Origin of the sequence: Auritidibacter sp. NML100628 (assembly GCF_003185985.1) — a bacterium.
In the GTDB taxonomy this organism is placed as follows: Bacteria; Actinomycetota; Actinomycetes; order Actinomycetales; family Micrococcaceae; genus Auritidibacter; species Auritidibacter ignavus.
Window position 1 is genome coordinate 14,153 of record NZ_QHLP01000013.1, and the last position, 26,767, is coordinate 40,919.

Consider the following 26,767-nt stretch of genomic DNA (forward strand, 5'->3'; position numbering starts at 1 on the left):
AGTAGTCGTCGCTACCCCGGTCATTTCTAGGCCACACCGACACGTGGCGGAAATGGTGTGCTGAGAGAGCTCCAGCCAGCGTGAAAGTCCGAATTTAGGCGGTTAGTTCTACGGTTCCACCATCGTATTGCCCCACGTCGGCGTCCAAGTTCATCCGTGCCGCCCGAGCTCCCAGAATCCAGGTGTAGCACCAATAAGCGGCAAGAACCAGCAGGCCAATACCGTGACGCAAGACGTCGGGTATCTCGGCGGGGGTCACGAACCCTTCGACCAGGCCAGAAACAAAGAGCACGACCACCAAACCGATGGCCACGGTAATCAACATTCGCCCCGCTCTGGCTAAGGAAAACAACCTGGTGTGTCGGCCCGGCGCCACCCAGGACCAAAAGATGTACAGCCCGGCAGCGCCGGCAATAAAAATGGCGGTAAGTTCCATATAGCCGTGGGGCAGAATGTAATTGAAGAAGGTGTCAGTTTCACCGTGGCGGGCCATGATGCCACCAGCAACCCCGACATTCGCCGCGTTAAGGTAGAGCACTACAGGCACGAAGAACCCGGTAATCCCGAAGGCAACCTCTTGGGCGGCGATCCAGGCGTTATTGGTCCAGACTTGTCCAGCGAAGGAAGCGGCAGGGTTCTGCGAGTAATAACCCACAAACTCGTGTTCCACGTAGATTTCTTGTTGTTGTTCGGACATCAGAGCATTGGCGACTTCGGGGTGTTGATACACCCAAGCCCCATAAGCGGTGGCTACCGCACAAAAGAGCGCCCCGAGCACAAGAGTCAACCAGCGAATTGTGTAGAAAGCATACGGGAGCCGATAGATCACAAAGTCCGTAAACGCGCGGGTAAAATCTCCCGGGGTAGAGCTGAGCCGTTGTCGGGCGCCGGCGACAATGAGTGACAGTCCGCGAGCCTGGGGGCCATGTGGGTCTTGGGCTTGGATGACCGACAGGTGCGTGGATGCCACCCCATAGAGCTCGGTCAGCTCATCGATTTCGGCCGCACTGAGTCGGCGGGTTCTCGACAAGGTCTGAAGCCGCTCCCAGTCACCGCGATTCACTGCCGTGTATGCCTCTAAGTCCACGAGGCCAGGCTACCCGCTATGCTGAAGAAGTACCATCACTTCAGCGAGTCGAAAGTTTGGTGCCGTGAGCAACTCCACCTCGGTCGTGACCGGTCAGGCGGTTCTTCTGCATTTGAACCCAGCTACCGTCTTCGTGCGTGGCATGTCGACAATCATCGACATTTTGCTCAGTGCGGTCGGACTGTGGGCCACTTTTGTTGTCTTGGCCAGCGTCATCGAACAGTTAGATATGGCCGCGTTGGGAATGTTTAGCCTTCTCACCGTTGTCTTCTGGTTCGTGCTAATTCCCCTCACGGTGGAAACGGTCTCGGGCGGAAAATCGGTGGGCAAATTGGTTTTCGGCACCCGAGTAATCCGTGACGACGGCGGAGCCGTCGTTTTTCGGCACAGCCTCATCCGGACGCTGAGCGGGTTTTTCGAATTGTTGCTGACCTTGGGCTCCGTGGCACTCATCAGTGCCATTCTCAATGATCGCGGAAAACGTCTCGGCGACATGATGGCAGGAACCTATGTGATTCACGACCGGCAACCGCGACTACCTGAGCCGTTGCCAACCGTGCCAGCGGAACTACATCGTTGGGCTCAGATCGCCGATGTAGGACGCATACCCGATGAATTACTGGTAGAAATCAACCAGTACTTGCGAAACTTTTCGCGGATGACCCCACAGGCCCAGAACCTGCATACCCAACGGTTGCTTCAACTAGTGGATCCTTATGTCTCCCCGGCGCCACCTGCACAAACACCGCCGACGGTGTATCTCCACGCGGTCGTGGCCGAACGACGCAATCGTGACTATCAGCTATTGATCAGCCGTCAGCAGTCCCAGCGCCAGCTCTCAGCTGAGCTCAACCAACACTAAGCGCGACCACGGCCGGCACCGGAAAAGGAGTATCTATACCCGCTCCGGTACCGGCCGTCGCTACTCGTCAACAGGGGTCAGTAGCGGTAGTCCTCGGACTTATACGGCCCCGCGACGTCGACGCCCAGGTACTCGGCCTGTGTCTTTGTCAATTCGGTCAGTTGCGCCCCAAGGGCCCCAAGATGCAACCGTGCGACCTTTTCGTCAAGAATGCGCGGTAGCGTGTAGACCCCTACCGGATACGTCTGGCCGGTAATCGAACCGGTACCACCTTGAGAGTGGAAGAGCTCGATCTGAGCCATCACCTGGTTTGTGAACGATGCTGACATCACGAAAGAAGGGTGGCCGGTGGCGTTGCCCAGGTTCAGCAGTCGCCCCTCAGAGAGCACAATCACCGAGTGCTCGTTCTCAGTACCGGGTTCGAAAACCCATTCGTGGACCTGCGGTTTGATTTCCACCTTCTTAATTCCAGGAATCCGGGCCAGACCGGCCATATCGATCTCATTATCGAAGTGCCCGACGTTTCCGACGATGGCTTTATCCTTCATTTGTTGCATGTGCTCGGCCATGATAATGTCCCGGCCACCGGTAGCAGTGATGAAGATATCGGCGGTAGAGACCACGTCTTCCAACCGAGCCACTTGGTAGCCATCCATGGCCGCCTGCAGGGCGGTAATCGGGTCGATCTCGGTGACGATCACTCGAGAGCCTTGACCGGAGAGGGCCTCGGCTGCTCCCTTGCCCACGTCACCATACCCGGCCACCACGACCGTCTTGCCTCCCAGCAACACGTCGGTGCCACGGTTAATGCCGTCGGGTAACGAGTGGCGAATGCCGTACTTGTTATCGAACTTAGACTTGGTGACCGAGTCGTTGACGTTCATAGCAGGGAATAACAACTCACCGGATTCAGCCAACTGGTTCAACCGCAGTACACCGGTGGTGGTCTCTTCGGTCACGCCGCGTAGTTCGCGCGACAGACGGGTGAAACGTTGCGGGTCGGCCTCCAGGGAGGCGGCCAGGACCTTGAGCACCTCACCATATTCTTCCGAGTCCTCTTCGCTGGGAGACGGAACTGCTCCTGCGGCTTCACATTCCACGCCTTTGTGCACCAGCATGGTGGCGTCTCCGCCATCGTCGAGGATCATGTTTGGTTCGGTCCCCTCAGGCCAGGCAAAGATTTGATCTGCTGCCCACCAGTATTCGGCCAAAGACTCATTCTTCCAGGCAAATACCGGCACCCCGGCGGGGGCCTGGGGAGTGCCCTCACCGACCACAATGGCAGCTGCGGCTTCGTCCTGGGTGGAGAAAATATTGCACGAGGCCCAACGCACCTCGGCCCCCAGGGCCACCAAAGTCTCGATGAGCACGGCGGTCTGGACCGTCATGTGAATCGACCCGGCAATACGGGCCCCGGCTAGTGGCTGGGATTCCCCGTATTCTTCCCGCAGGGCCATCAAGCCCGGCATTTCTTGTTCTGCCAGCCGGATTTGGTGCCGGCCAGCTGGTGCGAGATTGATGTCACGAATCGCGAAATCAAAGGGCGCGTTGGCAACGGTCGTGGGATTAGAGAAGGCAGGATCTGCTGCAGGGTTAATGCTCATAGCTCCCAGCGTATCCGGTACAGGACGATGGTGGGCCTCAGACGGTAAATTTCGACATGACGACCAGAATGTTCTGGCAGATTCAGCTTTCGCGATACCGGGGGCGGGGTTGTTTGACCAGCCGTAGCCCGGGAGCTTCTCCACCGGAGGCGTGTAACGGTCGTGCCGGCCCCTCGGGCCCCATAGCTTCAGGGCGACGTAAACCGGAGGCAGTATCGGTGTGTGCCGATTCAACACTACGATCCGTGCGACCGGGGTCTTTGTCGAGTTCCTCGGTGGTCGATGAGGCCTCGGGTGGCTCGGATTCTGTCTGGGCAGGGTCGGTGGAGGGCCGACTCACCGCATGGGCCAGCGCTAGCAAATCATCTGGATCGGCGACCGGTTCCGGGGTGGGAACCGCGTTCTCATCGGGGAATAACCGCATCATTTCCCATCCCACCGGGGCGGTCATTTCCACAGCGTGGCGAGCGCACAGGTCATGGGCGTGTGGTTCGGCTCGTTGCGACATGGGACCGACCACGACCGTGGAATCACGGTAGTTGAAGGTCAGCGTCGCTGCTGCCGGAGATTTACACCCTGTTTTCGAACACTGTCGTATGGTTGCCACTCCACATACTGTACTCGCGGTACCTGGTGGATTTCACCAACACCACGCCCGGCCCAACGCCCGGTGGCCGTCGATATCGCTTGCAGGACGGATAGGGCCGGCCTGTTACCAGCCGACTCGCACCGGGGCACCGGCCGGAGCTGCTTGTGGCCCCACCACCGGATAGGCCGAAATTCCCTGCGAGGACGTTGTGGTCACGGCAGCGTAGACTTCCGAGGAATCTGTCGAAATTTCAACACCGGCGGCGTCGTCGTCAAAGCTGACCGGCACGGAAGTGTTGGCGGCTATAGTTTCGGTCTGGTCTTCCCCGATCTCGCCCTCGTGATCGATCGGTGTGACGGTGACTTCGGCGTCTTCGGGGGCGGTGAAAACCAGCTGCGAGTCACCGGCTGATCCAAAGGGTACCACCTGGTCGAAGCCTAAAGCCGGGGCCGAGGCTACCGAGGACACTTCGTGGTCGGGTCCGGTATCCGAGGTGGTCCCGGTGCCGGCGGCGACCACAGGCGCATCGGAGACCAGGTAGACCGAATAGGTCCCGGTATCTAGTTCGCTCAAATCGAGGGTGGACACCGTTGCGGTATCGACGTCGACCGTGTCAGGAACCGCGCCGGCGACCACACCGTCCTCGTCGACGATCTGGACCTCGACCGATGCGTCCGCTAATGGGGAAGCAATACTGAGGCTGGGGTCGGCACCGGCGGTGTCGTTGTCGGGATCCACGACAATCCCGGGGATCACCACTCGGTTCTCCAAGGAGTCCACAGCTTGAATGGTGTCAACTCCTACCGGATCCACCCCGTCGAGGCGGTGGTGCTGGATCGAGGCGGAAACCGCCCCGCCGGTGGAGGAGATCCCCACTGCCAGGTCGGAGGCATCGGCAGCGAGACCACCCAGCACGAAACTACGGGTCTGGTCCGGTGCCAGGGTAATTCCGGAGACTCCCGTGGCCGCTACGGGACCATCGGTGTCGTAGAGCGAGATGTCGACGGCGGCAGCCGAGGCTGAGGGGTTCGTCACGGACAGCACCGAGGTGGTTCCGATTGTGGTATCAGCGCCGGTAAGCCACTGCTGGTGACTGGCCGGGGTACAACCGGAGAGACTCAAGCCGTGCAGGTCGCCGTCTGAGGCGGTGAATTCCGAGGAGCCCGCCACCACGGCGGGGGAACCGCCGAGGGGTTCAGCGGCGATGACTCCGGCGATGCCCTCGTCTGCCAGCGCGTCGGAATTCTGGGAAATCAGGGCCCGGCGCACCGGGGTTCCATCGGCTCCAGCGCTGGCGGGTTCACCCTGTTGGACTTCTTCGGGTTGCGATGCCGAGAGCTCTTCGGCGTCCTGGCCGGCCTGGGCATCAGCATCTTCGGGTACACCGCTGTCGGTGCTGGCCCGCAAAGTCAGTCCGGAGATGGTTCCGGCCAGATCCGATCGGGCGGCCACATTGATGGAGGTGGCTGCGTCGGAAGACACCGGGGAGAACTGCACGTCTTCGCCTTCTCCGGCCCCGGCGGGTAGCCGTGGGGCCGGGGCACAGACGCTCTGGGACGGTGCCGAGGGGATGGAGGCTGGACGGGCCGAGGTATCGAGAGAGACCGGCGCGGTATCGATCACCTGGTGGGCACCGATGATCCCGCCCACCACGACCAGTGCACCGACACCCGCTAGGGCGCTGATCCACATCCGGCGGGTTGAGGAACCGGTTTTCGCGCGGGCGGACTCTTTACGGTACCGTTTCAGCGCCTGATCGCGTCGTACCGCGCGACGACGAGCGCCGCGGGCCTCTGCGTATTGTTCAGCGACAAGGTTCTCCCCGGAGGCTGCACGACGACCTCGTGTAGCTCGAGAGCGATCCCGGCGGAGGCGCTCAGCGTTTTCGACAGGCTCGGTGCGGTCGGTGTGATCGGACGATGGTGTTTCGTGGTCGGTCATGGGGATCATTGCCTTCCGCTACAGGAGTCATCAGGCGTGTAGGGGCCAAACCCGAAGGCATCGGCCTCGGCATCGGCGGGAGTTGCATGGGAGGGGTCCTCGGAATCGGACAGACCGAGGTCGTTGGTCTGACCGGGACCCGCCTGCGAGGACGGGGCACTGGGGCGACGGCGAGTGACCGGCGAGGGGATGGCCAACAGTATCGTGGCCAGTAGCGCCACGGCAGGAATCAGCCAATACCAGGTGAACAGCCCCGGATCGTAGCTGACACGTAGCTGTTTGCCGGCCACGTCGTCCGGTAGCTCAAACTGCTGGTGCCAACCAGAATTCTCGCCGGTAACGGCAGTAAGGGGTTCGCCGTCAAGCTCGGCGTGCCATCCGGGATCGGCGCGGTAGGCCAGGGTCAAGCGTAACGGCTGCTCGGAGTCCTCGGTGAGGTTGGTGGGAAGGACCTCGGGGAACTGGGCCTGGCCATCCAGACCATCGGAGCCCACCAGCCAGACCGGTTGTCCGTCCTCGCGGGTGATACGCATCGCTGCGGTATTCACGCCGCTACTGTGCTGACCGGTGTGCTCTGTGGCCAGCACGGCGAGACCTTGGTCTTGCTGGTCATCGGTGCGAGCGTTCACCCGCCACAGCCATCCTTCTGAGGTCAGTCCGACCGGGGCCAGCCCGGTGATGGCGTCGACCGAGGACGCGATGGAAGCCTCTCCCCCATCAGGGTCGCGGAGCACGACGAAGCCAACGCCGAGGTCTTCTAGTTGCTGGCGGGGGTCCCCACCAGACTCAGCGGTCAGAGTCGCTGCCACCGAGCGGAGGGTTTCGTCCGCCTCATCGGCAGTGGCGACTGCAGGATTGAAGAGGGGCCCGGTCAGCGCCCGCGAGGTCCAGGTTCCGTAGTAGTCCTCTAGCGAAGCACCGGCACCGGTGACCAGGGTGGCGTTCATGCCGTCGTGGGTGCGTTCTAATACCAGCGTGCGGGTGTTGACCGGTGAGGTGCCCTGATCGGCGGCGGTAGCCGGAAGGGTGCGCACTGGGGAACCGGTGATCAGACGTTGGGCGGTCAGGTCGGCAAAGCTCGGGTCAGGGTTGGCGGTTTCCAAGGTGACCGTGGTCGCGGCGTCTTGGCGGGCATCGTCTAAGATGTCGTGCGGAACCACCGAGGGGATCAACCACACCATGGCCGCGACCAGGCTGGTCACCAATCCGGTGCTGACCGCGATGACGTGAAGAGCGGTCGAGGCCCGAATGACGACCTCGAATCCGCTACAGGCGGCCATGAGAAGCCCGACTCCGGTCAACGAGACGGCGGTGCCGGTGTATATCAATACCGGGGTGCCCGCACTATCCACCGAGACGGGAACCGTGGTCGCCAACCATCCGGTCAGCAACCCAGCGGCAGCGATCAGCAACCCCACACGCCCATGGACACCGCTGACACCACGGTGGAAGGCACCGCAGATCGCCAAGAGTAGCACCGGCAGGCTGATCACCGCCACGATAACCCCGGCCCACGGGATCTGCGGTAACCAGTCACTCAGCCAGGGCAGGCTGGCGACTCCGCGGTGGGGGTCTAGGGCTTCGGGGAAACCCAGGAGCTGTTCCAGAAGGTTGGCGGGCAGATAACCCTGGGGTACACCGGGATCGGCAAAGATGGCGCGCAGATTATTCCACTGCGTGAAGAGCACCGGGACCATCAGTAACAGGCTTAGCAGCGGGGTCCACCACAGCGTTTTGCCACGGGTGCCCACAAAGGATGCCAGCAGGACCACGATCAGCACGAGGGGCAGAAGCAACACCGGTGCAGCGGCGGTAATCAGCGCCATCAGGATCGCCACCCAGCCGGATGCGGTCCAGGATAATGCCCCGCCGAATCCGGGGCGAGTGGTCGCGGTCCTCACATCGGGGTTGGCGGAGGCTCCGATCAGTGACGGTGCCCGGCGGGGCCTGGCGGAACCGGTGGCGCGGATGACGGCCAGCACGAGCAACGGCAAGAGCAGGTGGGCCACAACAGCGAAGAGCCGGCCCTGTCCGAGGGAGATCAACAAAGTGGGTGCAAGCCCCCAGAACAGTCCGATCACCACGCGGGCGCCCCGGCGTCGGGTGATCGCCCCAGCCATGGCCCAAGCGGCGATACCGGACAGTGGCATCGCTAACATCATCAGGGTCGTTACGGCGATGGAGGCCGAGCCGGTAAGGGCCAGCAACACCAGAATCCAGATGGAGGGACCCGTATAGCCGGACGCACCGGCGGCAACGGGCGCGAAGGCGGCGAAACCGGTGTCGACCAGCTCGGTGATGCCGGCTGTCACCGGCACTATGGACCCACCACTCAGGGCCGGTGTGCCAAAAAAGGCACGCAACCCGATCAGGCTGAGCGCACCCAAACCAAGAAGCAAAGCGACCGCACCGAGCCCGACCCAGTTGCGCTCGGGGGTGGCCAGTGCGACGAATTCGTCGTGCCCGCCGGTGGGTTCGTCTTGCGCTGGCGCGCTGGTGGAGCCGGTACCGTCACCGATGGTGAACTCAGGTTCGTCTTCTGCAACCAGCGAACGTCGGAAGTTGCGGATTTCGGCAGGATCTGCCCGGAGGTCATCGACGGCCGAGAGGCTCATTGTGCGGGTTTCGGAGGCCCGCGAGATGGAGCGAGCCAGCCGGATCGGGTGACTTCCGGCGCGCCAGATCCCGCGGAAACGGTCAAAGCCCACGCCGGGCGCTTTCACGACCAGAGAGCCGAGCAAAATACCGAAACTAGAGATCAGCACCCACAGCCACAGCACAATCAGGGTGGCACCGGGGCAGTGTTTGATGCGCAACCAGGTTGCCGACTCTTGGTATTCGGCCACCCCCGGGCTGTCGGGCATCGGCACGGTCGTCGTTGACGTTGAGGTGGGGTCTTGTTCGACGTGGTCTTGTTCGGATTGCCCTTGGTCAGACTGGTCCTGCTCGGCCTGGTGCTGGCGACGTTCGTTGATCGCTTCAATTCGTTGCAGAATCTGGTCGTCGTCGAAGTTCTCGATCACCGCCGAGGGAACCACCACGACGCGACCACCAGCCAGCCGGGCCCGCCAGCAGAGATCTACTCCGCGAGACAGCGCGGGGCTGAGGCGGTCAAAACCGTCGAGTCTGTCCCAGATATCTGCCCGAACTAGCATGCCGGGCACCGAGACGGCAAAGACATCAGACCGGTCGTCATACTGGCCCTGGTCTAATTCACCGGGTCCCACCAGCGTGTAGGTCTCACCCCGGGTGGAGATGGTCAGGCCCACGTCGTGAAGCTGGCGCGGGTCCTCAAAGGCGACCTGTTTCGCCCCGGCAATATATACCGAAGGCGAGACTTCCGTTTCGTTCAGCACCGCTTGCAGCGCGTTGGGTTGAGCCACGGTCGAGTTGGTCATCAACCACAGCCAATCAGACTGTTGCTCGGCCGGTTCTCCTACCTGGCCGTTCTTGGGGAGATTGCGCAACGCCGTCGCCAGCGACGTGGACGAGGGGTCGGGGTGGATCAGATGGTGCCAGTCCATATCCGCATCAATACATAGGACATTGACACGGTCGAGCTCCTCAGCGTCGACAGTTGCCGAGGTGACCACCACCAGCTGGTCGGGAACCCGATGCTGTCCCAGGACGGAAGCGACAGTTTCAGGCAGACCACCGGTGATGGTTTGAGCTAAAACGACAGCGGTGACGTGGGGTGTAGGCACGATAATGGGAACTACGAGGACATTTTCTTACGCAACCGGCGCCGTTCGCGTTCTGACATTCCGCCCCAGATCCCAAAGCGTTCATCGTGAGCTAGGGCGTAGTCCAGGCATTCTTGGCGCACCGTGCATTGGGCGCAGACGCGTTTGGCATCGCGCGTTGATCCACCTTTTTCGGGAAAAAAGGCTTCCGGGTCGGTTTGGGCACATAGCGCATCGGCCTGCCAGGCCAGCTCGCCGTCATCGGCGGTGTCACCGAATCCGGGCAAGCCCAGCCAGATGCTTTGTACCCCTGCGGAAGGCGCCTGTTTCTGCGGGGCGGTCGGAACGGAGTGTAGAGCTGTGACATTATGAGACTGGCCAGCCTCCAGGTCGGCTTGTTGTTGCTCGTCAAGATCCTCGAGAGCTTCGTGGGCTGCCAAAAAAGCGGTGGCCTGATCGTCGAGGCTCGCCTCGATCGCTTCGGCCGCATCTGGATCGGCCGGGTCGAGAAACCAGTCTGATGGCACGGCACGCGAGGCTGACCCCCGATGCTGTGCGCCGCGGCGGGATTCTTCCTGCCGTTGTGCGTTGTCCATACCTTCAGGTTCCTTTCATCATGACCGACCCGTCGGTCACGGCGTGGCTCACCCGAGGTCACCGACAGCTCTGGCAAGGTGGAACCTATCCACAACAGGACCACAGCTCGTCCAGCAGAGCTGACCGCCATAACGATGTGAAGCACGGGAAGCGCCAAGCCGTAGATCAGACCGGTAGGGCCACTTTCTCTACGTCGTATTTCCTCTAATTACACCGTTGTAACTCCCTGAGGTCAAGTTACAATTAACTGCAGATCCGGCGTGAGAAGAAACCAAATCTCAAGGTGTTTGCCGTGAAAGGGCAGTGATCGTGGTATCGATAACCTCGTTGTTTTCGTCCGGCTCTATACCGGGAGACCCGCTAGGTGACCAGGACGATCTTTTCGCCGAAGTGGCCCATAGACCTACCCCCGTCATTGTCGATTATGCGACCAGTGCGACACCTGATCCGGGCCCTGATTCCTCAGCTAATTCTGAGACAGTTCGCACCGAACTCTCAGGAACGGTGGTCATGAACTGGGTACATAAGGTCGCGAACCTGTTGAGTGCTACTGGATGCGACGATCCGCATCACACGTGTGTCATTGACCTACCGGTTGATTGGCTCACAACGTGTTTAGTCTTCGGGGCCCTGTTCCATCAACGCCACGTAACATTGGCATCTCCCGCTCCGAATGACCATGGCGTATTGGGTGAGTCTACTGAGACCGGTGACCAGCCAGATTTGGTCATCACAGACCGCCCCCAGCGGTGGTTAGATACCTCAGCTGAGATCTTTGTGGTAGGTGCTAGCGCCGACGACGATCCGTCCTTAATCTCGGTTGACCAAGAGGTTCTCGCTCAGCCCGATCAGCCGACTTATCCGCCCCAGAATATCCTTTCCGCCTGGCAACCCCCCATGGATCCGGTTGCTCTCTCGCGGGAGTTGTCCCAGGCCGGCTTGAGCTCCCGCGTGGAGTTAGTCACCGGTGGGGTGCTAATTGCCACCGACGGGCTACGGTGCTCACGCCAGCTGGTCGAAGCTATCCTGCACACATGGAGCCACCACGGGGTGGTGGTGTTGCTCGGACTCAGCTCGCTACAGGCCCCTGAGGAGCAGAGGCTCGTTAATCAGATTCTGGCCGAGCAACGTTTGTCCCGTTAGTCCCGCGGGCTCCACCAGACGAGGACGTCTGCGGGGTGCTGGCGTTGTCTGCAGGGGTGTCTCCGCTGCGCGAGCCGATCAGGACTTCGTCATCGGAAAAGGCGGGGTCGGCTTCGACGGTTTCGCTGAACACCCAGAAGCGGTAGGCAAAGAACCGGAAAACGGTGCCAAAGAACAACCCGATAACGTTACCGGCGATGACCAGCCCGAAGGCAGAGTTGACACCCAACAGGTAGTCGGCGATGAACACACACGCGCCTTGGATACCCGCACCGATAGCGTTCATCACCAGGAAGAGCACCAGCTCACGCGCCACGTTGGACTGTCGCCGGTGTCGGAACGTCCAGTAGCGGTTCGCAACCCATGAGAACACGGTGGCCACCGCAGTGGCCACCAGTTTGGCTTTGGTGTTGGACCCCTCCATTGGTCCTGATATCAGCCAGATAAACACACCGGTGTCAATAAAGAATCCGATGCCACCCACCACACCGAATTTGGCAACCTCGCGCCACAGCAAGGCCACCAGACCTCGAATGCGCTGGTAGAGGCTGGACAACATCGTGTTTGTCTCTCCTTGGTTTGAGTGCGTCGATAGGTGAAGCCAAGGTGGGCTGCTGAATAACGTCGATACTCTAGTACCTTCACCTGCCAAATTCCTGAATTTCACGCTACCGCACCAGAAGTGGGTACCCTAAGAGGGTGAGTTTTCCGAAGATTGGCGTAGTTGGCGGCGGACAGTTGGCCCGTATGATGGCCCCACCCGCCATTGAGTTAGGAATCGAATTACACGTTCTTGCTGAAGCTGAGGGCGTCAGCGCCACCACAGCTGCTTGTCGGTCCACCGTGGGTGATTATCACGATCTGGACACGTTGCGACGTTTCGCAGGATCAGTGGATGTGCTGACCTTTGACCACGAGCATGTCCCCAGTGAGCACCTCCGGACCCTGCAGGCTGAGGGTGTCGCGCTTCACCCCGGCCCTGACGCATTGCTTTATGCCCAAGACAAATTGGCTATGCGCCGGAAAATGACGGCCTTAGGCCTGCCACAACCGGCATACAGGGCCGTATCCAACGTGGAGGAATTGATTTCCGCAGCGCAGTCCATTGGGTACCCGGTGATATTAAAGACCCCGCGCGGTGGCTACGACGGTAAAGGTGTGCGTCTGATTCGCCGTGCAGAGGACGCTCACGAAAGCGCTAACTGGTTTGACCTGCCCTTCGACGCACTGTTGGTCGAAGACTGTGTGGAATTTACCCGGGAGCTCTCCGCTCAGGTAGCGCGTCGGCCCAGCGGAGAAACCGCCCCCTACCCGGTGGTGGAATCCATCCAGACCAATGAGGTCTGTGATCTGGTGACCGCACCGGCCCCGAACCTTGACCAGACCATCTCTAGCGCAGCTCAGCAGGCGGCTGTCACTATTGCCGAGCAACTGGGCGTGACCGGCATGTTGGCTGTGGAGATGTTCGAGGACCCCCATTCTGAGTCGGGTTTCTCGATTAACGAGTTGGCAATGCGGCCCCATAATTCCGGGCACTGGTCCATGGATGGAGCCACAACCAGCCAGTTCGAACAGCACTTACGCGCGATACTGGATCTGCCTCTCGGGTCAACCACGCCGGTGGCTGAATTCACGGTGATGAAAAACTACCTAGGCGGGGCGAACGAAGACCTTTACGGTGCTTTCAATACTGCGATGACACGCTATCCGCAGGCGAAGATCCATGCCTACGGCAAATCGGTACGTCCTGGGCGTAAAGTGGGCCATGTCAACGTCCTGACGAACCCGCAGCGTTCCTTAGACGATGCCCGTCGCATCGCCGAACGCACCGCGGCCATCATCCGCGACGGCTCCGAGCCGGCAACAGACGAACTTCCGGATAGATAAGGATATTCTGGCTCATGGTTTCATCCGACCATCCTGAACAGCACAGCACCGCCCAAACCACAGCACCGCAACCACACGGTGGTACGGCTCCTCGCGTGGGCTTGGTGATGGGTTCGGACTCAGATTGGCCGGTCATGCAGGAGGCGGCCCAAGTTCTCGAAGAACTGGGGGTCAGCTATCAGGCCGATGTCGTTTCCGCACACCGGATGCCACACGAAATGATCGCATACGGCACCCAGGCAGAAGCCAATGGGCTCGAAGTGCTGATCGCCGGAGCCGGCGGAGCAGCGCACCTGCCCGGAATGTTGGCCTCGACCACGGTGCTACCCGTTATTGGCGTACCGGTGAAGCTCAAGTCCCTAGAAGGGCTAGACTCATTATTGTCCATCGCGCAAATGCCCGCTGGGATTCCGGTGGCCACCGTCTCGATCAACGGAGCACGCAACGCCGGATTACTGGCTGCCCGCATCCTGGGGGCTTCGCACCACGATGCCGAGACAGCACAAGCTCTGCGTGACCGGCTGCACACCTTCTCCGCCGAGTTGCGCGATGCGGCTCATGCCAAAGGCCAGCGTTTGCGCTCAACTTTGGCTGACCGTCCTGGTAACGCTGGGCAAGCGACGACCTAAACTCGCCCGACGACCTAAACTCGCCACCTCACATACCACCGTAGGTCTGTTACCAACGACTAAACTCCGGTAGTACTATGACGCCTCCCCCTCCCCGCCCTACCGCTACTCAACGCGGAGTTGCTAAGGAATCAGCTGCTGCCCGGCGTGAACGCTATGAGCGCTTCGAAGCCCAATTCGAGGGCTATCGCAGCGACGATGCTCTCGTTGACGTCTCTGCTGGAACTTGGAAACAACGCACCAAACGCGCTTTCATCATGATCGCGCTGACCATTTTTGTCCCTGGTGGCGCGCAGTCGATTACTGGGCGTCGAAAATTGGGGCGCTTCGGATTGGGCGTGACTGTTGCCGTGTGGGCGTTAATTGTGGTCACCGCGCTTTTAGCTCTGTTTGCGCGAGGCTTCCTGCTTCACATCCTCAGCTATCCCTCCGCTCAGCTGCTCTTGGTGGTCGTGCTGACCTTCTTAGGTCTGGTGTGGCTCGTGCTGTGGATCTCAACTTTTTCCATCATTGGCCTACGTGCCTTAGCGCCGGGAATGAAACCCATCGTGGCTGTGGTGACCACCCTGGCGATGTTGCTGACCTCAGGGTCCATGTTCGCTGCCGCGTTGATCGTGAACTCTTCCCGAACCACCATCGGCAATATCTTCGCCTCCGGCCCGGCGTTGGCCCCGGTCGATGGGCGCTATAATTTTCTGGTCATGGGTGCAGACGCCGGTGAGGGGCGCGCCGGTCTACGGCCCGATTCCATTTCGGTCGCCTCCATCAATGCCGAAACCGGTCAGATCATTTTGTTCTCCATTCCGCGCAACTTCCAGAACGCGCAGTTCCGGGAGGGTTCTCCGCTCTGGGACGTCTACCCCAACGGATTCGACTGTGGCGATGAGTGCATCATCAACGCGTTGTACACCGATGTGACCAACAATCACGCCGACCTCTACCCCAACGCTGACGATCCAGGCGCTGAAGCGATGAAGGATGCGGCCAGCGGCATTCTCAACCTGGAGGTTCAGGGCTACATCATGCTCGATATGGACGGTTTCGCCCAACTCATTGATTCCATGGGCGGGGTCACGGTGACCTCCGGCGGCTGGGTCATTCACCGCGGTACCCGCCCGGATACCGGACAATGGGGCAATATCTGGTGGGGTCCGGGAACCTACACGTTCTCCGGTGATGACGCGCTGGCTTATGCACGATCGCGTAAATATTCTTCGGACTATTCTCGAATCCGGCGTCAGCAATGTATCCAACAGGCGATGCTCGCCCAATTTGATCTGCCAACACTCTTGACGAAATTCCAAGACATTCTGAGCGCCGGCGAACAGATCGTCGAAACCGATCTGCCCGATCAACAGCTGGGTACGTTCTTGAACCTCGGCGCCCAGTCACAGAAGCTACCCTTGAAACGTCTCACGATTGGTGCGCCCGACTTCGGCGAACAAGGCAACCAGTTCTCCACCTATCCTGATTTCGATCAGATTCATCAGCGGGTAGGTTCCCTTGTGGCTGAGGACGGCACTCCGCTCAACGCGGCGACCGGTACCCATATCACTCCCCTGGCAACGCATCTGGCCCCTGTCCCGGTGCACATTCCCACCGATATTGAAGGTGATGAGATCACCGGGCGGGAACGTGGTGGCGCCACCTCGCAAGACTCCGAGGACTGGCCAGAACCGCCCAAGCAACCCAATGGTGAACCGCTCACCGAAGAATTCCTGATGCAAGCCGATGATGCCGGACAAACCGCGATCCTGGAGGAAGCTTCCTCCACCAACCAGTACTGCCACCCCGGGGACTAGGACACCGGTGATTTCATGACTTCCCACACACAGACCTCGCCCGCCCCTGCGTTCTTCGCGCTTCAGGGCACTCTGAAAGACTACGACTGGGGCTCAGTCACTTTGCTAGCGGACCTGCAATCCCGCGAACCCACCGGGCGACCCGAAGCTGAGATGTGGTTCGGCACCCACCCGTCCGGGATCTCCGCTGTGCACATCGACGAGCACGATCTCAATCCTTTCGACTCAGCCCCGCAAGGTCAGGAACACCCCACGGTCCCGCTGACCGAGATCATCGGAGAGCTTGGCTTTCTTACAAAGCTCTTGGCAGCCGCCCAGCCCCTGTCGTTGCAGGCTCACCCCAACCAACAGCAGGCTCGCGAGGGCTTCGCCCGAGAAAACGCCGCCGGTATCGCGCTATCCGACCCGCGCCGGTGTTTCCAGGATGATCAGCACAAACCTGAAATGCTGATCGCACTCACACATTTCGTCGCCCTGTGTGGTTTCCGGGATCCGGTGCAGGCCTCCTATTCTTTCCAGCGTCTGGCCGAGGCCGAAGCAGAACACCACGAGCAGGTCACCACCGACCTCTCAGCAGCCCTGGCCCGGATTTCCTTGCTTCTTAGCGGTGGCAACATCCGGCAAGCCCTACACTTGCTCTTGGACCCTTCCGGACCCTGGGTCGATCCCGAATCCGGGTGGGTCGAACGAGTGATCCAAGTCATCCATCACGCCGAACAACTTCGTCGGGATGACCAAAGCCTCGATACCGCCGCCTTGGTAGCGGACTTCTTCCCCCGAGACCCGGGCGTGTTGGTCACGTTGCTGATGAACCGAGTACAACTGGCCCCGGGACAGGCCATCTTCCTCGCCGCGCAGCAACTCCACGCCTATGTGGAAGGACTCGGGCTAGAAGTCATGGCTGCCTCGAATAACGTCGTGCGTGGTGGGCTGACCAACAAGCATATTGACCGAGACCAGCTCGATACCATGCTCGACTATGCGCCGGTGGGTGAACCACTGGTCTACCCCCGTGATGAACGTGCCAACACCGACCTCGCCACAGGCATTACGCTCAGCTCGCTGTGCCCACCGGTCAAGGAATTCTGCGTGCTTCGCGCTGATTTCGAGACCGAGAACCTCAGTTTAACTCTCGATCCGGCCACTGTCTCGGTCCCGGACCTCGCCCAGCCGGTGATCCTGGTCTGCACCGCCGGGTCAGTGGTGCTCTCCAGTGGAACCCGCCAGCTGGAGCTCAACCCCGGTCAGGCGGCCGTGCTCCCGCACGCCAGCGCTTCCCACGCAGCCGGAGCCCCGGTATCGATGGTCGCCCAATCCGTGAACTCCACGGTCTTTGCCACTGGCGTGCCCACCGCGCGGAGTTAGCGCCCACGTTTAGCGCTCTGGCGCCGGCACCCACTTATTCCACTTATCCAGCCGGTGCTCTGCTTCAACGATGCGCACCGTTCCGGACGTTGAGCGCATGATGATCGACTGGGTCTCAACCCGGTCCCGGTAGTACCGAGCACCACGCAACAGGTCACCATCGGTGATGCCTGTGGCCGCGAAATAGCAGTTATCGGATGACACCAAATCATTGGTGGTCAGCACCCGATCCAGGTCATGGCCGTATTCACGTGCTTTCTCGCGCTCGGCTTGATCGGTGGGAGCTAGCCGGCCCTGAATCATTCCGCCAATGGCCTTCACCGCGCACGCAGTGATGATGCCTTCCGGGGTGCCACCAATGCCGAGCATCATATCCACGTCGGTGTTATGCCGGGCCGCGGCGATACCGCCGGCCACGTCGCCGTCCATAATGAACTTCACGCGAGCACCAGCTTCACGAATTTCTCGCACAAGACCCTCGTGACGGCCACGATCCAATACGCAGATATTGAGTTGTGAGACCGGCTTATCCAGGGCCTTGGACAACAGGTGCACGTTCTGTTTAACCGGCAGACGCAAGTCCACCATTTCAGCAGCCTCAGGTCCGACGATCATCTTTTCCATGTAGAACACTGCCGAGGGGTCAAACATAGTACCCCGCTCTGCCACGGCAAACACCGACAACGCGTTGTTGTATCCCATCGCAGTCAGCCGGGTGCCGTCGATGGGGTCCACCGCCACGTCAACTTCAGCGCCAGAACCGTCGCCGACCTCTTCGCCGTTGTACAGCATCGGGGCTTCATCTTTCTCACCTTCACCGATCACCACGGTGCCACGCATGTTCACGGTGTCCATGAAGGCGCGCATCGCGTCGACCGCGGCGCCATCGGCACGGTTCTTATCTCCGTAGCCCACCCAATGACTGGCAGCAATCGCGGCGGCCTCGGTGACCCGGACCAGCTCCATTGCCAAGTTTCGGTCCGGGCGTGTCGGGTCGGTGGTGCCAATGTCTTCGCTCGTCATAGTGCGCTCCCAGCTGTGGATCATGTTCGGTGAGCCGAATGATGGCTCGTGTAGATGTTCTTCTATCGTAGTCCGTCGTCCTCGATGCCACCGTCGGTCACACTCGCCGCGTCGTAAGCTAGCCACCCCTCGGTCCGCATTGCTGGCAGAATGGAGGGGTGAGTTCTGAGCGCCAAGACCAGTCCCGCCCCGCTGGGGCATCCGAGCAACCCGTGGAGGCGCCCAAACCGCGGGTCACGAAATCTCAGTCGCAGCGGATGCGTCAAAATATTCAGGGAATCGCCTATTCGGTGTTAATCACGCTGGTCGTGGTCGGTATTGTGATCGCTTTTAACCCGCGCCAAGGTGGCGATTACGACCTGGACATTGACGTCGCAGCCACCGCGTCCGAGGCCAGCAGTGTGGCCAGCTTTGATCCTGTCATTCCCGAACTTCCCGAGGACTGGTCGGCCAACTACGCCCGCTGGCACAATCCCTCTGCCGATGATGACACACCCTACTGGTCGGTGGGGTACTCCAGCGACGACGACGAATTTTTTGGCGTCGATCAGGCGGCTGGGGCTGGAGAGTTGTGGATTGATGACCGGGTCAAAAGTGGCGAGCCCCAGGGTGCTGCAGAAATCTTGAACTATCCCTTCGAGGTCTACTATGCAGAAGATGGACACACCTACTTAGTTGGGGAGGTCCCCGACCCGAAGGCCACCGAACCGGTCACCCTCGTGGTGTCAGGTTCGCTACCCGACGACCAGTTATCGCAGCTGACCGCAACATTGATCGAAGACCGTGAGGTCGCCGTGGAGAAGACCTCGGCTACCGCACCATCCACTGCTACCCCGCCCCAGGAGGCTGACGCATGACCGATACCCCCACCGAGGACGCCAACGCTACACTGACCCCTGATCAGGCATGGCAGGCGCTCAAAGACGGCAACGCCCGGTTCGTCTCCGGACAAGTCACCCACCCGCACCAGAATGCTGCCCGTCGCCAAGAGCTGGCCACCTCTCAAGAACCCATTGCGATCATTTTCGGATGCGCTGACTCGCGGTTGGCTGCCGAGATTATTTTTGATGTCGGTCTCGGCGATGTATTCGTGATTCGCACCGCCGGGCAAGTCATCGACGATGCCGTGCTGGGTTCATTGGAATTCGGTGTTGGGGTGCTCAATATACCGCTGATCGTGGTGCTGGGCCACGACTCTTGCGGTGCAGTCACCACCGCCGTGGAGTCCTATGAGTCCGGCACCGTCCCCGGTGGCTTTCTGCGTTCTTTGGTCGAGCGCATCACGCCATCGGTCATGGCGGCCCGCCAGGCCGGCATCACCGACGTCGACGGCACCGTGCTAGAACACACCGACCAGATGGTCCATCGGCTGGTTGACTCCAACCGGGTGGTGGCCGAGGCCGTGGAAGCCGGTCGCACCGCGGTGATGGCCCTGACCTATTCGCTAGCCGACGGCACCGTGCAGGTCGGCGATACGCTAGGACCTGTCACTGCCTAAGCCCCACCGTCCCCACTCCAGGCCCCCTTCGATCCGTCACATCCGTCAGATCAGTCAGAGAGGACACAACCAATGACCGAACAGCACAACGACCAGCAACAGTACCGCACTGAACACGACACCATGGGTGAGGTTCAAGTCCCCATCAACGCGCTGTATCGAGCCCAGACCCAGCGGGCCGTGCAGAACTTCCCGATTTCGGGCAAGCCGATCGAACCGCAGAACATTTACGCCCTGGCGCAGGTCAAAAAAGCCGCTGCCCGCACCAATCAGGAACTGGGTGTGCTCGACGCCGAGCGTGCCGAGGCCATCATTGCCGCAGCCGATCAGGTCATTGCCGGTGAACACGACGACCACTTCCCGGTCGATGTCTTCCAGACCGGTTCCGGAACCTCCTCAAACATGAACACCAATGAGGTCATCGCTACTCTGGCCACCCGCGCTCTGGCCGAGGCCGGTTCGGACACCGAGGTTCACCCCAACGACCACGTCAACGCCTCCCAGTCTTCCAACGACGTCTACCCCACCTCGGTGCACGTCGCCGTTACCGGCGCGCTGATCAACGACCTCAAGCCGGCCTTGGATACCCTGGCCAGCTCGCTCGAAGCCAAGGCTGAAGAATTCGCCGAGGTCGTCAAGTCCGGTCGGACGCACCTGATGGATGCCACCCCGGTGACTTTGGGCCAGGAATTCGGTGGCTATGCCGCTCAGGTGCGCTACGCCATCGAGCGTATCGACGCCTCGCTACCCCGAGTAGCCGAGGTTCCCCAGGGCGGTACTGCCGTCGGTACCGGGATCAACACCCCGAAGGGCTTCTCCCAGCGCGTGATCGAGCTCTTGGTGGAACAAACCGGTCTGCCCATCACCGAGGCTCGCAACCACTTCGAGGCTCAAGCCAACCGTGACGGCCTGGTGGAGGCCTCCGGACAGTTGCGCAATATCGCCTACTCGCTGATGAAGATCAACAACGACCTGCGCTGGATGGGATCGGGCCCCAACACCGGTCTGGGCGAAATCGCGATCCCGGACCTTCAACCGGGTTCCTCCATCATGCCGGGCAAGGTCAACCCCGTGATCTGTGAGGCTGTCATCCAGGTGTGCGCGCAGGTGATCGGTAACGACACCACTGTGTCGCTGTCTGCTACCAACGGTGCGTTCGAACTCAACGTGGGTATCCCGGTCATGTCAGCGAACCTGCTGGAGTCCATTCGGCTGCTGTCCAACTCTGCGAAGGTCATGGCGGAGAAGATGATTGCTGGCATTCAGGCCAACGTTGAGCGCGCTGCCTTCTTGGCTGGTGCGTCCCCGTCGACCGTGACCCCGCTGAATAAGCTGATCGGCTACGAAGCAGCTGCCAAGATCGCCAAGCACGCCGTGAACGAAAAGGTCACCGTGCGTGAAGCCGTTATTGCCCTGGGCTATGTGGACCGGGGTGACGTTACCGAACAACAGCTCGACGAGGCCCTGGATTTGATGTCGATGACCCACCCCGGCGAGTAAGCTCCCCGGGACCAGGATCGTCCCGAGATCACCACGTACCAACCACCGCAGGCTCCGAACAGTTCGCTACAGCGTTACTGCTCCGGGGCCTGTGGAGTTCCTACTGGCTGATCAGCGCACGCCGAGGACGTCTCCTCCCGGCGGTATCAGGCTGTGCGAGAGCAAATACGGCCCTATTGGATAGCGCGACCAGCAGCAATGACACCGCCTGCATGTTGATCAGCAAGCCAAACAGCGCAAAAACCTTCGAGAAGTAGGACAGCCACGAGGTCACCTGCAACCACCGATGCCTCCGGTGGCGTCGTTGCGGTGCTAAGACCTGTTTGGCCCAAGGGCCCAGCATCGTTGCGACGAGTAGCATGACGACAATCTGTGAGACCGAAACGGCCGTCTCTGGAGTAAAGCTCACGCCATGTTCACGCCATGGAGCATAACCGCGTCACGACGTTCAGAACGAGAGGGGGAACACGATCGATCCGCTAGCTTTGGGGGGCTTGGTCCTGTCCCAAATAGGTCAACGCAGCTGCGAGGTGCGCCTTGATGCCAGCTTCCAGCGTGGGATCGATGACCGGAGCGAAACCCGGTGAGTGGTTGACCGGGATGTTTTCGACCAACGTGCCGTTTTCGAGACTCGAGCGAAATAGCTTCGGGTCGGTGCCACCAAGTTGCCAGTAGTGATACGGCACTCCGAAGGCATCAGGGATGATGTTGAAGTCCTCCGAGGCCGGCACCCGCGCGCTACGGAACACCTGACCATCCTCAAAGACCTGCTCAAAGGCCTCAGCCACTCGCTCGGTCAGGCTCTCATCGTTGGTGGTCAGCGGGAACTGGTCGTAGTATTCAATCTCCGGTTCTTTCTCAACTCCAGCAGCCTCGCATTCGGCCTGTACAATACGATCGATGCCGGCCACCAGTTTGTCACGCACCGCACTGTCGTAGGTGCGCAGATTAAGACGGAGCTCGGCTTTATCAGGAATGATGTTGGCACTGGACCCAGCGTTGAGCGCGCCGACGGTCACCACACCAAAGTCGGAGGGGGAGATCTCCCGCGAGACCAAGGTCTGCAAACGCAACACGATCGTCGCGGCGATCACGACCGGGTCGATGGAGTTTTGGGGCAAGGATCCGTGGGCGCCTCGACCGTGGACGGTGATCTTCACCGAATCGGCGGCCGACATGACCGGGCCGGCAACGACGCCGATATGTCCGGCTTCAAAAACCATCACGTGCTGGCCAAAGCACACATCGGGGGTCGGGATCTTGTCGACCAGGCCGTCTTCAACCATGGCTTTGGCTCCTGCGGCTTTTTCTTCTCCAGGCTGGAAGAGGGCGATGTAGGTTCCGGACCAGGCGTCGCGGTGTTGGAGTAGCACATCGATGGCTCCGAACAACGTGGCCATATGCATATCGTGACCGCAGGCGTGCATCACGCCCTCACGTTCCGAGGTGTAATCCAACCCGGTGTTCTCGGTCACCGGTAGTCCGTCGATGTCTGCCCGGGCCAGCACGGTCGGACCCGGGCCGTTCGTGATGACCGCCACGACTCCCGTGCCACCAATACGCTGTGTCTCCAACCCCAGGTCGGAGAGCTCTTTGTCAATAGTGTTGGCGGTGTCGTGTTCCTGCATACTCAGTTCAGGGTTGCGGTGCAGGTGTTGATAGAGCTCAGTACGTTGGGCAACGATGTCTTTCAGGTCATCGAACAGAGCAGAAAGAGCTGATGACATGATGGCAACCCTCCAAAAAGTCGGTCATCGGAATAGTGGACCCGACAGGCGTCGGTGGACGTGATGTCCACTCTAGGATCAGAACCGGTGTTCGTGCTAGAACACATCGCCTCTGGAGCCCCAGGTGACATTTATCCCAGCAAAGCGAAGGTGGCTGCGAGGATCATCGCTGGCCCGAACGGAATGCGTGAGGCCCAGGTCGCCGAGGTGAACACCACCGCAACCAGGGAGATGAGGCCACCCAACACGAAGCCCAACACTAGCGCCACCACCGTGGCTTCCCAGCCGACAAAACCGGTATAGGCGCCCAGCCCGGCGGCAAGTTTCACATCCCCCATGCCCAAGCCACCCCGGGTGATCAGATGCAACACAAACATCACCGCGGGATATCCGAACAAGCCCACGACCATCGTGGCTAGTCTGCCATGGGCTACAGAATCCTGCGGAGCGATCAACGTGCTCACGCCTAAGAAGGCCACTGCACCGATGGCCAAGGTCGCAGTCCACCCGTTGGGTAGCCGGTGTTGTCGCACATCAACCGTGAACAACACGATGCAGCTGACCACATAGATCAGCATCGCGATGACACAGCACAGCCACACGAACCCCGGGGTGTGGGCTGAGAAGGTCATTTCCGACAGCAGGCTGAACACAGTTGCGAGCATACCGAAGAGACATGCGGTCTCACGAGCGCGAGTGCGCCCCCTGTGGGTATCTCGCCACAGCTGACTGGTAGGGAGTTCTCAGTAGACTGGACACTAGAAACTCACCTACCCTTTATTGTCCCCTGAAGGATCGGACCGGTTATGGCCCTTTTTCGTTCCCGTACAGATGAATCCGCCGAGTCACGCGAACAGTCCAGCGATGACAATTCCCTAACCCGTCGCATTCTGTGGGCGTGGGCCCCGGTCTTGGTGCCGCTGGCGGTCATGTGGGTTTTGCAGATCATCAACGCCGTCACCGGGTATGCATTATCGAATGCCGCCGGTATTCAACCACGCAGTCTCGAGGGGTTGGTCGGGATTGTCGCCGCTCCGGTGCTACACTTTAGTTTTTCTCATCTGCTCTCCAATACGGTGCCCTGGATCATCCTGGGCACACTCCTGGCGGTGATCACGCGCAAGTATGGTCAGGTGACCCTTCAGATTTGGCTGATTTCCGGTGTCATCACGTGGCTGATCGGCGGTTCCAACTCGGTGCATACTGGCGCGTCCGGGGTGATCTACGGTTATGCCGCGTTCTTGATGATCAACGGCATCTTGGTCCGTAAATTCTGGGCCATGCTGATCTCGGTGATCACGATTATCGGCTATGCCGGACTGGTATGGGGATTGTTCCCGCAGGCAGATGTGTCCTGGCAAGGCCACCTGGGCGGGGTGATTGCCGGCATCGTGGTCGCGCTGATGCTCACCAAGGATATCCGGACTGAACGCAAGGCGTTAAAAGAAGCCAAGCAGGCCCGACGTATCGTGTCCTGACCTGCTTGACTTGTGTACGATGTGCGGGGCTGCGGCCCGGGGCTTAGTGCATTCGGTCTTCAAGTAGTTCAGTCACCAGCGCTGCAATCGGTGAGCGCTCCGAACGGGTCAGCGTGATGTGGCCGAATAACGGGTTATCCTTCAGCGTCTCGACAACTGCAGCAATACCGTCGTGACGGCCCACACGCAGGTTATCGCGCTGCGCTACGTCATGGGTCAGCACGACTTTGGAGTTCTGCCCGATCCGGGACAGCACCGTGAGTAGCACATTGCGCTCCAATGATTGGGCCTCATCGACCACCACCCACGACTCGTGCAGAGACCGGCCGCGAATATGAGTCAAGGGCAAAACCTCAAGTAATTCGCGCTCGATGACTTCATCCATCACGGTCGGAGACACCAACGCTCCGAGGGTGTCAAAGACCGCCTGGGCCCACGGAGACATCTTCTCACCCTCTGAACCGGGCAAGTATCCCAGGTCCTGTCCGCCCACTGCGTAGAGCGGACGGAAGACCACGACCTTGCGGTGATCGCCACGTTCCAACACTGCTTCCAAACCTGCACACAGTGCCAGCGCCGACTTACCGGTGCCGGCGCGACCGCCCAGCGAAACAATCCCGACACTGGGATCGTTGAGCAGGTCGATGGCTAGACGCTGTTCGGCTGAGCGGCCGTGCACGCCGAAGACTTCGGTGTCACCTTTAACCAGTTGAATCTGGTGGTCTCCGGTGACGCGCCCTAGTCCGGAGCCGGTGCCGGAGTTGAGAACCAGCCCGGTGTTGATGGGCATCTCTGCCACACGGTCATCCAGCAGGTTCTCTCCGGAGTAAAGCTGGGAGAGTTGCTCGTCGGTGACGTCCAGGCGGTCCAAGCCGGTCCACCCGGAAGACTTGACCAGTTCGTTGCGGTATTCATCGGCTTCCAGCCCCATGGAGGAGGCTTTGACACGCATGGGTAGGTCTTTGGACACGACGGTGACGCGTTCACCTTCATCCGAGAGGTTCTGAGCCACCGCGAGGATGCGGGAATCGTTATCGGTGCCACGGAAGCCATAGGGCAAAACGTCGACCGAAATGTGGTTGAGCTCGACCACCAGTTGACCGCCTTCGTCATTGAGCGGGACCGGCTGGTTTAGCGACCCATGTTGGACGCGTAGATCGTCCAACAACCGTAATGCTGAGCGGGCAAAATAACCCAGTTCCGGGTCGTGACGTTTCTTCTCCAGCTCAGAAATGACCACGATCGGTAACACGACTTTGTGCTCGGCGAACCGCAGCAGAGCGTGCGGGTCAGACAACAAAACCGAGGTATCCAGGAGATAAGTCCTGACCTCGGTTTCTGATGCTGGGGTCTGTTGGTTTTGGTCGATATTGTGTTCTGCCACCGTGGTCTGCGGAACGGAAACAGAACGGGGAGGGGTAAGCGACACGGTGGAAGCTCCTGCCGTTAATGTAAGAGGTCTCTCGGTTACGTACCTTTCCTGACGAATCAGAGGGTACGGGCATTCAGTGAGAAAGAGCTAACCAGGACATGAATTCCCGGTGAATCCCGCAGGTGCGCAGCTGTGGCTTTAACTCCCATACCGGCGCTGTCGTGAGGCATAATCACGCAGGGCACGCAGGAAATCAACCCGCCGAAAATCAGGCCATAGAGCTTCACAAAAGTAAAATTCGGCGTAGGCTGACTGCCACATCAAAAATCCGGAGAGTCGCTGTTCACCGGAGGTCCGAATCACCAGGTCCGGGTCCGGAAGACCTCGGGTGTACAGTCGATTCGAGATTTCTTCGATGCTGAGTTTTTCCGCCACGTCACCGGGGGTTTGTCCTTGTTCTTCGGCTTCGATCAGAAGCTCTTTGACCCCGTCCACGATTTCTTGACGACCGCCGTAACCGACTGCCACGTTCACGTGCATCCCGGAATCATTGTGATGGGCACCGCGCCGCGTAAGGTGACGGATTTGTTCGGAGAGCGATGCTGGCAAAATCTCGGTCGACCCCACGGGTTGGACTTTGATCGGCCGACCGTTGATTTCGCCTTCTTCCAGCCGTTTGAGCGTATCGGAAATAATAGCGACCAGGGACCTCAACTCGGAGGCATCCCGATTCAGATTATCGGTGGAGAGCATATAGAGAGTGACCATCGGGATCCCGATCTCTGCGCTCCACCCCAAAAACTCGAGGATCTTATCGGCACCGGCTTGGTGACCCCGGGCAGTAGGCTCCCCCGCGGCTTTCGCCCAGCGCCGGTTGCCGTCCAGGACGACACCGATATGCCCGGGCAAACGGGAGGCATCAAGGCCCTGAGCTAACCGGCGCTCGTAAAGTCGATAAAACAGGTCGGGATAGTCCATAC

23 protein-coding genes are annotated in these 26,767 nt (G+C 60.2%); 10 read left to right on the forward strand and 13 right to left on the reverse strand.

Annotated features, from left to right (window positions below):
• Positions 1–94: 94 nt before the first annotated feature.
• Positions 95–1,087 carry a stage II sporulation protein M gene (locus tag DCC24_RS09050; protein ID WP_110099605.1) on the reverse strand — a complete coding sequence of 331 codons (993 nt, stop codon included), beginning with the start codon at positions 1,085–1,087 and terminating at the stop codon, positions 95–97.
• A 64-nt stretch (positions 1,088–1,151) separates the two neighbouring features.
• Here DCC24_RS09050 and DCC24_RS09055 point away from each other — a divergent pair, with 64 nt between their 5' ends.
• Positions 1,152–1,949: an RDD family protein gene (locus DCC24_RS09055; RefSeq protein ID WP_110099606.1), complete on the forward strand. Its 798-nt coding sequence runs from the start codon at positions 1,152–1,154 to the stop codon at positions 1,947–1,949.
• Positions 1,950–2,026: 77 nt separating this feature from the next.
• Here the strand turns inward: DCC24_RS09055 and ahcY are convergent, their stop codons facing one another.
• The 5 genes from ahcY to DCC24_RS12345 all read right to left on the reverse strand — a co-directional run bounded on the left by ahcY (position 2,027) and on the right by DCC24_RS12345 (position 10,362).
• The gene (gene ahcY / locus DCC24_RS09060) at positions 2,027–3,553 is read right to left on the reverse strand and encodes an adenosylhomocysteinase (protein ID WP_110099607.1); all 1,527 of its coding nucleotides are present in this window, start codon (positions 3,551–3,553) and stop codon (positions 2,027–2,029) included.
• Between the two features lie 82 nt (positions 3,554–3,635).
• A complete protein-coding gene (locus DCC24_RS09065) occupies positions 3,636–4,160 on the reverse strand; it encodes a DUF3499 domain-containing protein (RefSeq protein ID WP_180342606.1) in 525 nt (174 codons plus the stop codon).
• Between the two features lie 105 nt (positions 4,161–4,265).
• On the reverse strand, positions 4,266–6,083 hold the full coding sequence (locus tag DCC24_RS09070; protein WP_146206310.1) for a DUF5719 family protein: 1,818 nt from the start codon (positions 6,081–6,083) through the stop codon (positions 4,266–4,268).
• Between the two features lie 5 nt (positions 6,084–6,088).
• Positions 6,089–9,787 (reverse strand): glycosyltransferase, encoded by a 3,699-nt coding sequence (locus DCC24_RS09075; RefSeq protein WP_110099609.1) that lies wholly within the window; start codon positions 9,785–9,787, stop codon positions 6,089–6,091.
• A gap of 11 nt (positions 9,788–9,798) precedes the next feature.
• The gene (locus DCC24_RS12345) at positions 9,799–10,362 is read right to left on the reverse strand and encodes a WhiB family transcriptional regulator (RefSeq protein ID WP_110099610.1); all 564 of its coding nucleotides are present in this window, start codon (positions 10,360–10,362) and stop codon (positions 9,799–9,801) included.
• Positions 10,363–10,873: 511 nt separating this feature from the next.
• Here DCC24_RS12345 and DCC24_RS09085 point away from each other — a divergent pair.
• Positions 10,874–11,506 carry a hypothetical protein gene (locus DCC24_RS09085; protein ID WP_146206312.1) on the forward strand — a complete coding sequence of 211 codons (633 nt, stop codon included), beginning with the start codon at positions 10,874–10,876 and terminating at the stop codon, positions 11,504–11,506.
• Here DCC24_RS09085 and DCC24_RS09090 read toward each other — a convergent pair.
• The gene (locus tag DCC24_RS09090; protein ID WP_110099612.1) at positions 11,469–12,065 is read right to left on the reverse strand and encodes a GtrA family protein; all 597 of its coding nucleotides are present in this window, start codon (positions 12,063–12,065) and stop codon (positions 11,469–11,471) included. The two genes, DCC24_RS09085 and DCC24_RS09090, sit on opposite strands and share 38 nt — an antisense overlap.
• A gap of 140 nt (positions 12,066–12,205) precedes the next feature.
• Here DCC24_RS09090 and DCC24_RS09095 point away from each other — a divergent pair, with 140 nt between their 5' ends.
• The 4 genes from DCC24_RS09095 (at position 12,206) to manA (ending at position 17,189) form a co-directional block, all read left to right on the forward strand.
• On the forward strand, positions 12,206–13,393 hold the full coding sequence (locus tag DCC24_RS09095) for a 5-(carboxyamino)imidazole ribonucleotide synthase (RefSeq protein ID WP_199446258.1): 1,188 nt from the start codon (positions 12,206–12,208) through the stop codon (positions 13,391–13,393).
• A 107-nt stretch (positions 13,394–13,500) separates the two neighbouring features.
• On the forward strand, positions 13,501–14,022 hold the full coding sequence (gene purE, locus DCC24_RS09100; RefSeq protein ID WP_166769906.1) for a 5-(carboxyamino)imidazole ribonucleotide mutase: 522 nt from the start codon (positions 13,501–13,503) through the stop codon (positions 14,020–14,022).
• Between the two features lie 77 nt (positions 14,023–14,099).
• Positions 14,100–15,824: an LCP family protein gene (locus DCC24_RS09105; RefSeq protein WP_110099615.1), complete on the forward strand. Its 1,725-nt coding sequence runs from the start codon at positions 14,100–14,102 to the stop codon at positions 15,822–15,824.
• A 15-nt stretch (positions 15,825–15,839) separates the two neighbouring features.
• Positions 15,840–17,189, forward strand: a complete 1,350-nt coding sequence (gene manA, locus DCC24_RS09110; RefSeq protein ID WP_110099616.1) for a mannose-6-phosphate isomerase, class I — start codon at positions 15,840–15,842, stop codon at positions 17,187–17,189.
• Positions 17,190–17,198: 9 nt separating this feature from the next.
• Here manA and glpX read toward each other — a convergent pair whose 3' ends face one another.
• Positions 17,199–18,212, reverse strand: a complete 1,014-nt coding sequence (gene glpX, locus DCC24_RS09115) for a class II fructose-bisphosphatase (protein ID WP_110099617.1) — start codon at positions 18,210–18,212, stop codon at positions 17,199–17,201.
• Between the two features lie 158 nt (positions 18,213–18,370).
• On the opposite strand from glpX, the gene DCC24_RS09120 reads away from it, so the two are divergent.
• The 3 genes from DCC24_RS09120 to DCC24_RS09130 all read left to right on the forward strand — a co-directional run bounded on the left by DCC24_RS09120 (position 18,371) and on the right by DCC24_RS09130 (position 21,210).
• Entirely contained in the window at positions 18,371–19,069 is a 699-nt protein-coding gene (locus DCC24_RS09120; protein ID WP_110099618.1) for a DUF4245 domain-containing protein, read from the forward strand.
• Positions 19,066–19,710: a carbonic anhydrase gene (locus tag DCC24_RS09125; protein ID WP_110099619.1), complete on the forward strand. Its 645-nt coding sequence runs from the start codon at positions 19,066–19,068 to the stop codon at positions 19,708–19,710. The genes DCC24_RS09120 and DCC24_RS09125 overlap by 4 nt, the downstream gene beginning before the upstream one ends.
• Positions 19,711–19,782: 72 nt before the next feature.
• The gene (locus DCC24_RS09130; RefSeq protein WP_110099620.1) at positions 19,783–21,210 is read left to right on the forward strand and encodes a class II fumarate hydratase; all 1,428 of its coding nucleotides are present in this window, start codon (positions 19,783–19,785) and stop codon (positions 21,208–21,210) included.
• A 100-nt stretch (positions 21,211–21,310) separates the two neighbouring features.
• On the opposite strand, the gene DCC24_RS09135 is transcribed toward DCC24_RS09130, so the two are convergent.
• From DCC24_RS09135 to DCC24_RS09145, 3 genes are all read right to left on the reverse strand, one after another.
• Complete coding sequence (locus DCC24_RS09135) at positions 21,311–21,619, reverse strand: hypothetical protein (protein ID WP_110099621.1); 309 nt, start codon at positions 21,617–21,619, stop codon at positions 21,311–21,313.
• A gap of 70 nt (positions 21,620–21,689) precedes the next feature.
• Positions 21,690–22,937: an amidohydrolase gene (locus DCC24_RS09140; RefSeq protein WP_110099622.1), complete on the reverse strand. Its 1,248-nt coding sequence runs from the start codon at positions 22,935–22,937 to the stop codon at positions 21,690–21,692.
• A gap of 131 nt (positions 22,938–23,068) precedes the next feature.
• Entirely contained in the window at positions 23,069–23,602 is a 534-nt protein-coding gene (locus DCC24_RS09145) for an A24 family peptidase (protein WP_110099623.1), read from the reverse strand.
• A 141-nt stretch (positions 23,603–23,743) separates the two neighbouring features.
• Here DCC24_RS09145 and DCC24_RS09150 point away from each other — a divergent pair, with 141 nt between their 5' ends.
• The gene (locus DCC24_RS09150; RefSeq protein WP_110099624.1) at positions 23,744–24,415 is read left to right on the forward strand and encodes a rhomboid family intramembrane serine protease; all 672 of its coding nucleotides are present in this window, start codon (positions 23,744–23,746) and stop codon (positions 24,413–24,415) included.
• A gap of 43 nt (positions 24,416–24,458) precedes the next feature.
• Here DCC24_RS09150 and DCC24_RS09155 read toward each other — a convergent pair whose 3' ends face one another.
• Together DCC24_RS09155 and uppS are read right to left on the reverse strand one after the other, a co-directional pair.
• On the reverse strand, positions 24,459–25,784 hold the full coding sequence (locus DCC24_RS09155) for a PhoH family protein (RefSeq protein WP_369860186.1): 1,326 nt from the start codon (positions 25,782–25,784) through the stop codon (positions 24,459–24,461).
• Between the two features lie 201 nt (positions 25,785–25,985).
• Complete coding sequence (gene uppS, locus DCC24_RS09160; protein ID WP_110099626.1) at positions 25,986–26,765, reverse strand: polyprenyl diphosphate synthase; 780 nt, start codon at positions 26,763–26,765, stop codon at positions 25,986–25,988.
• Positions 26,766–26,767: the final 2 nt, after the last annotated feature.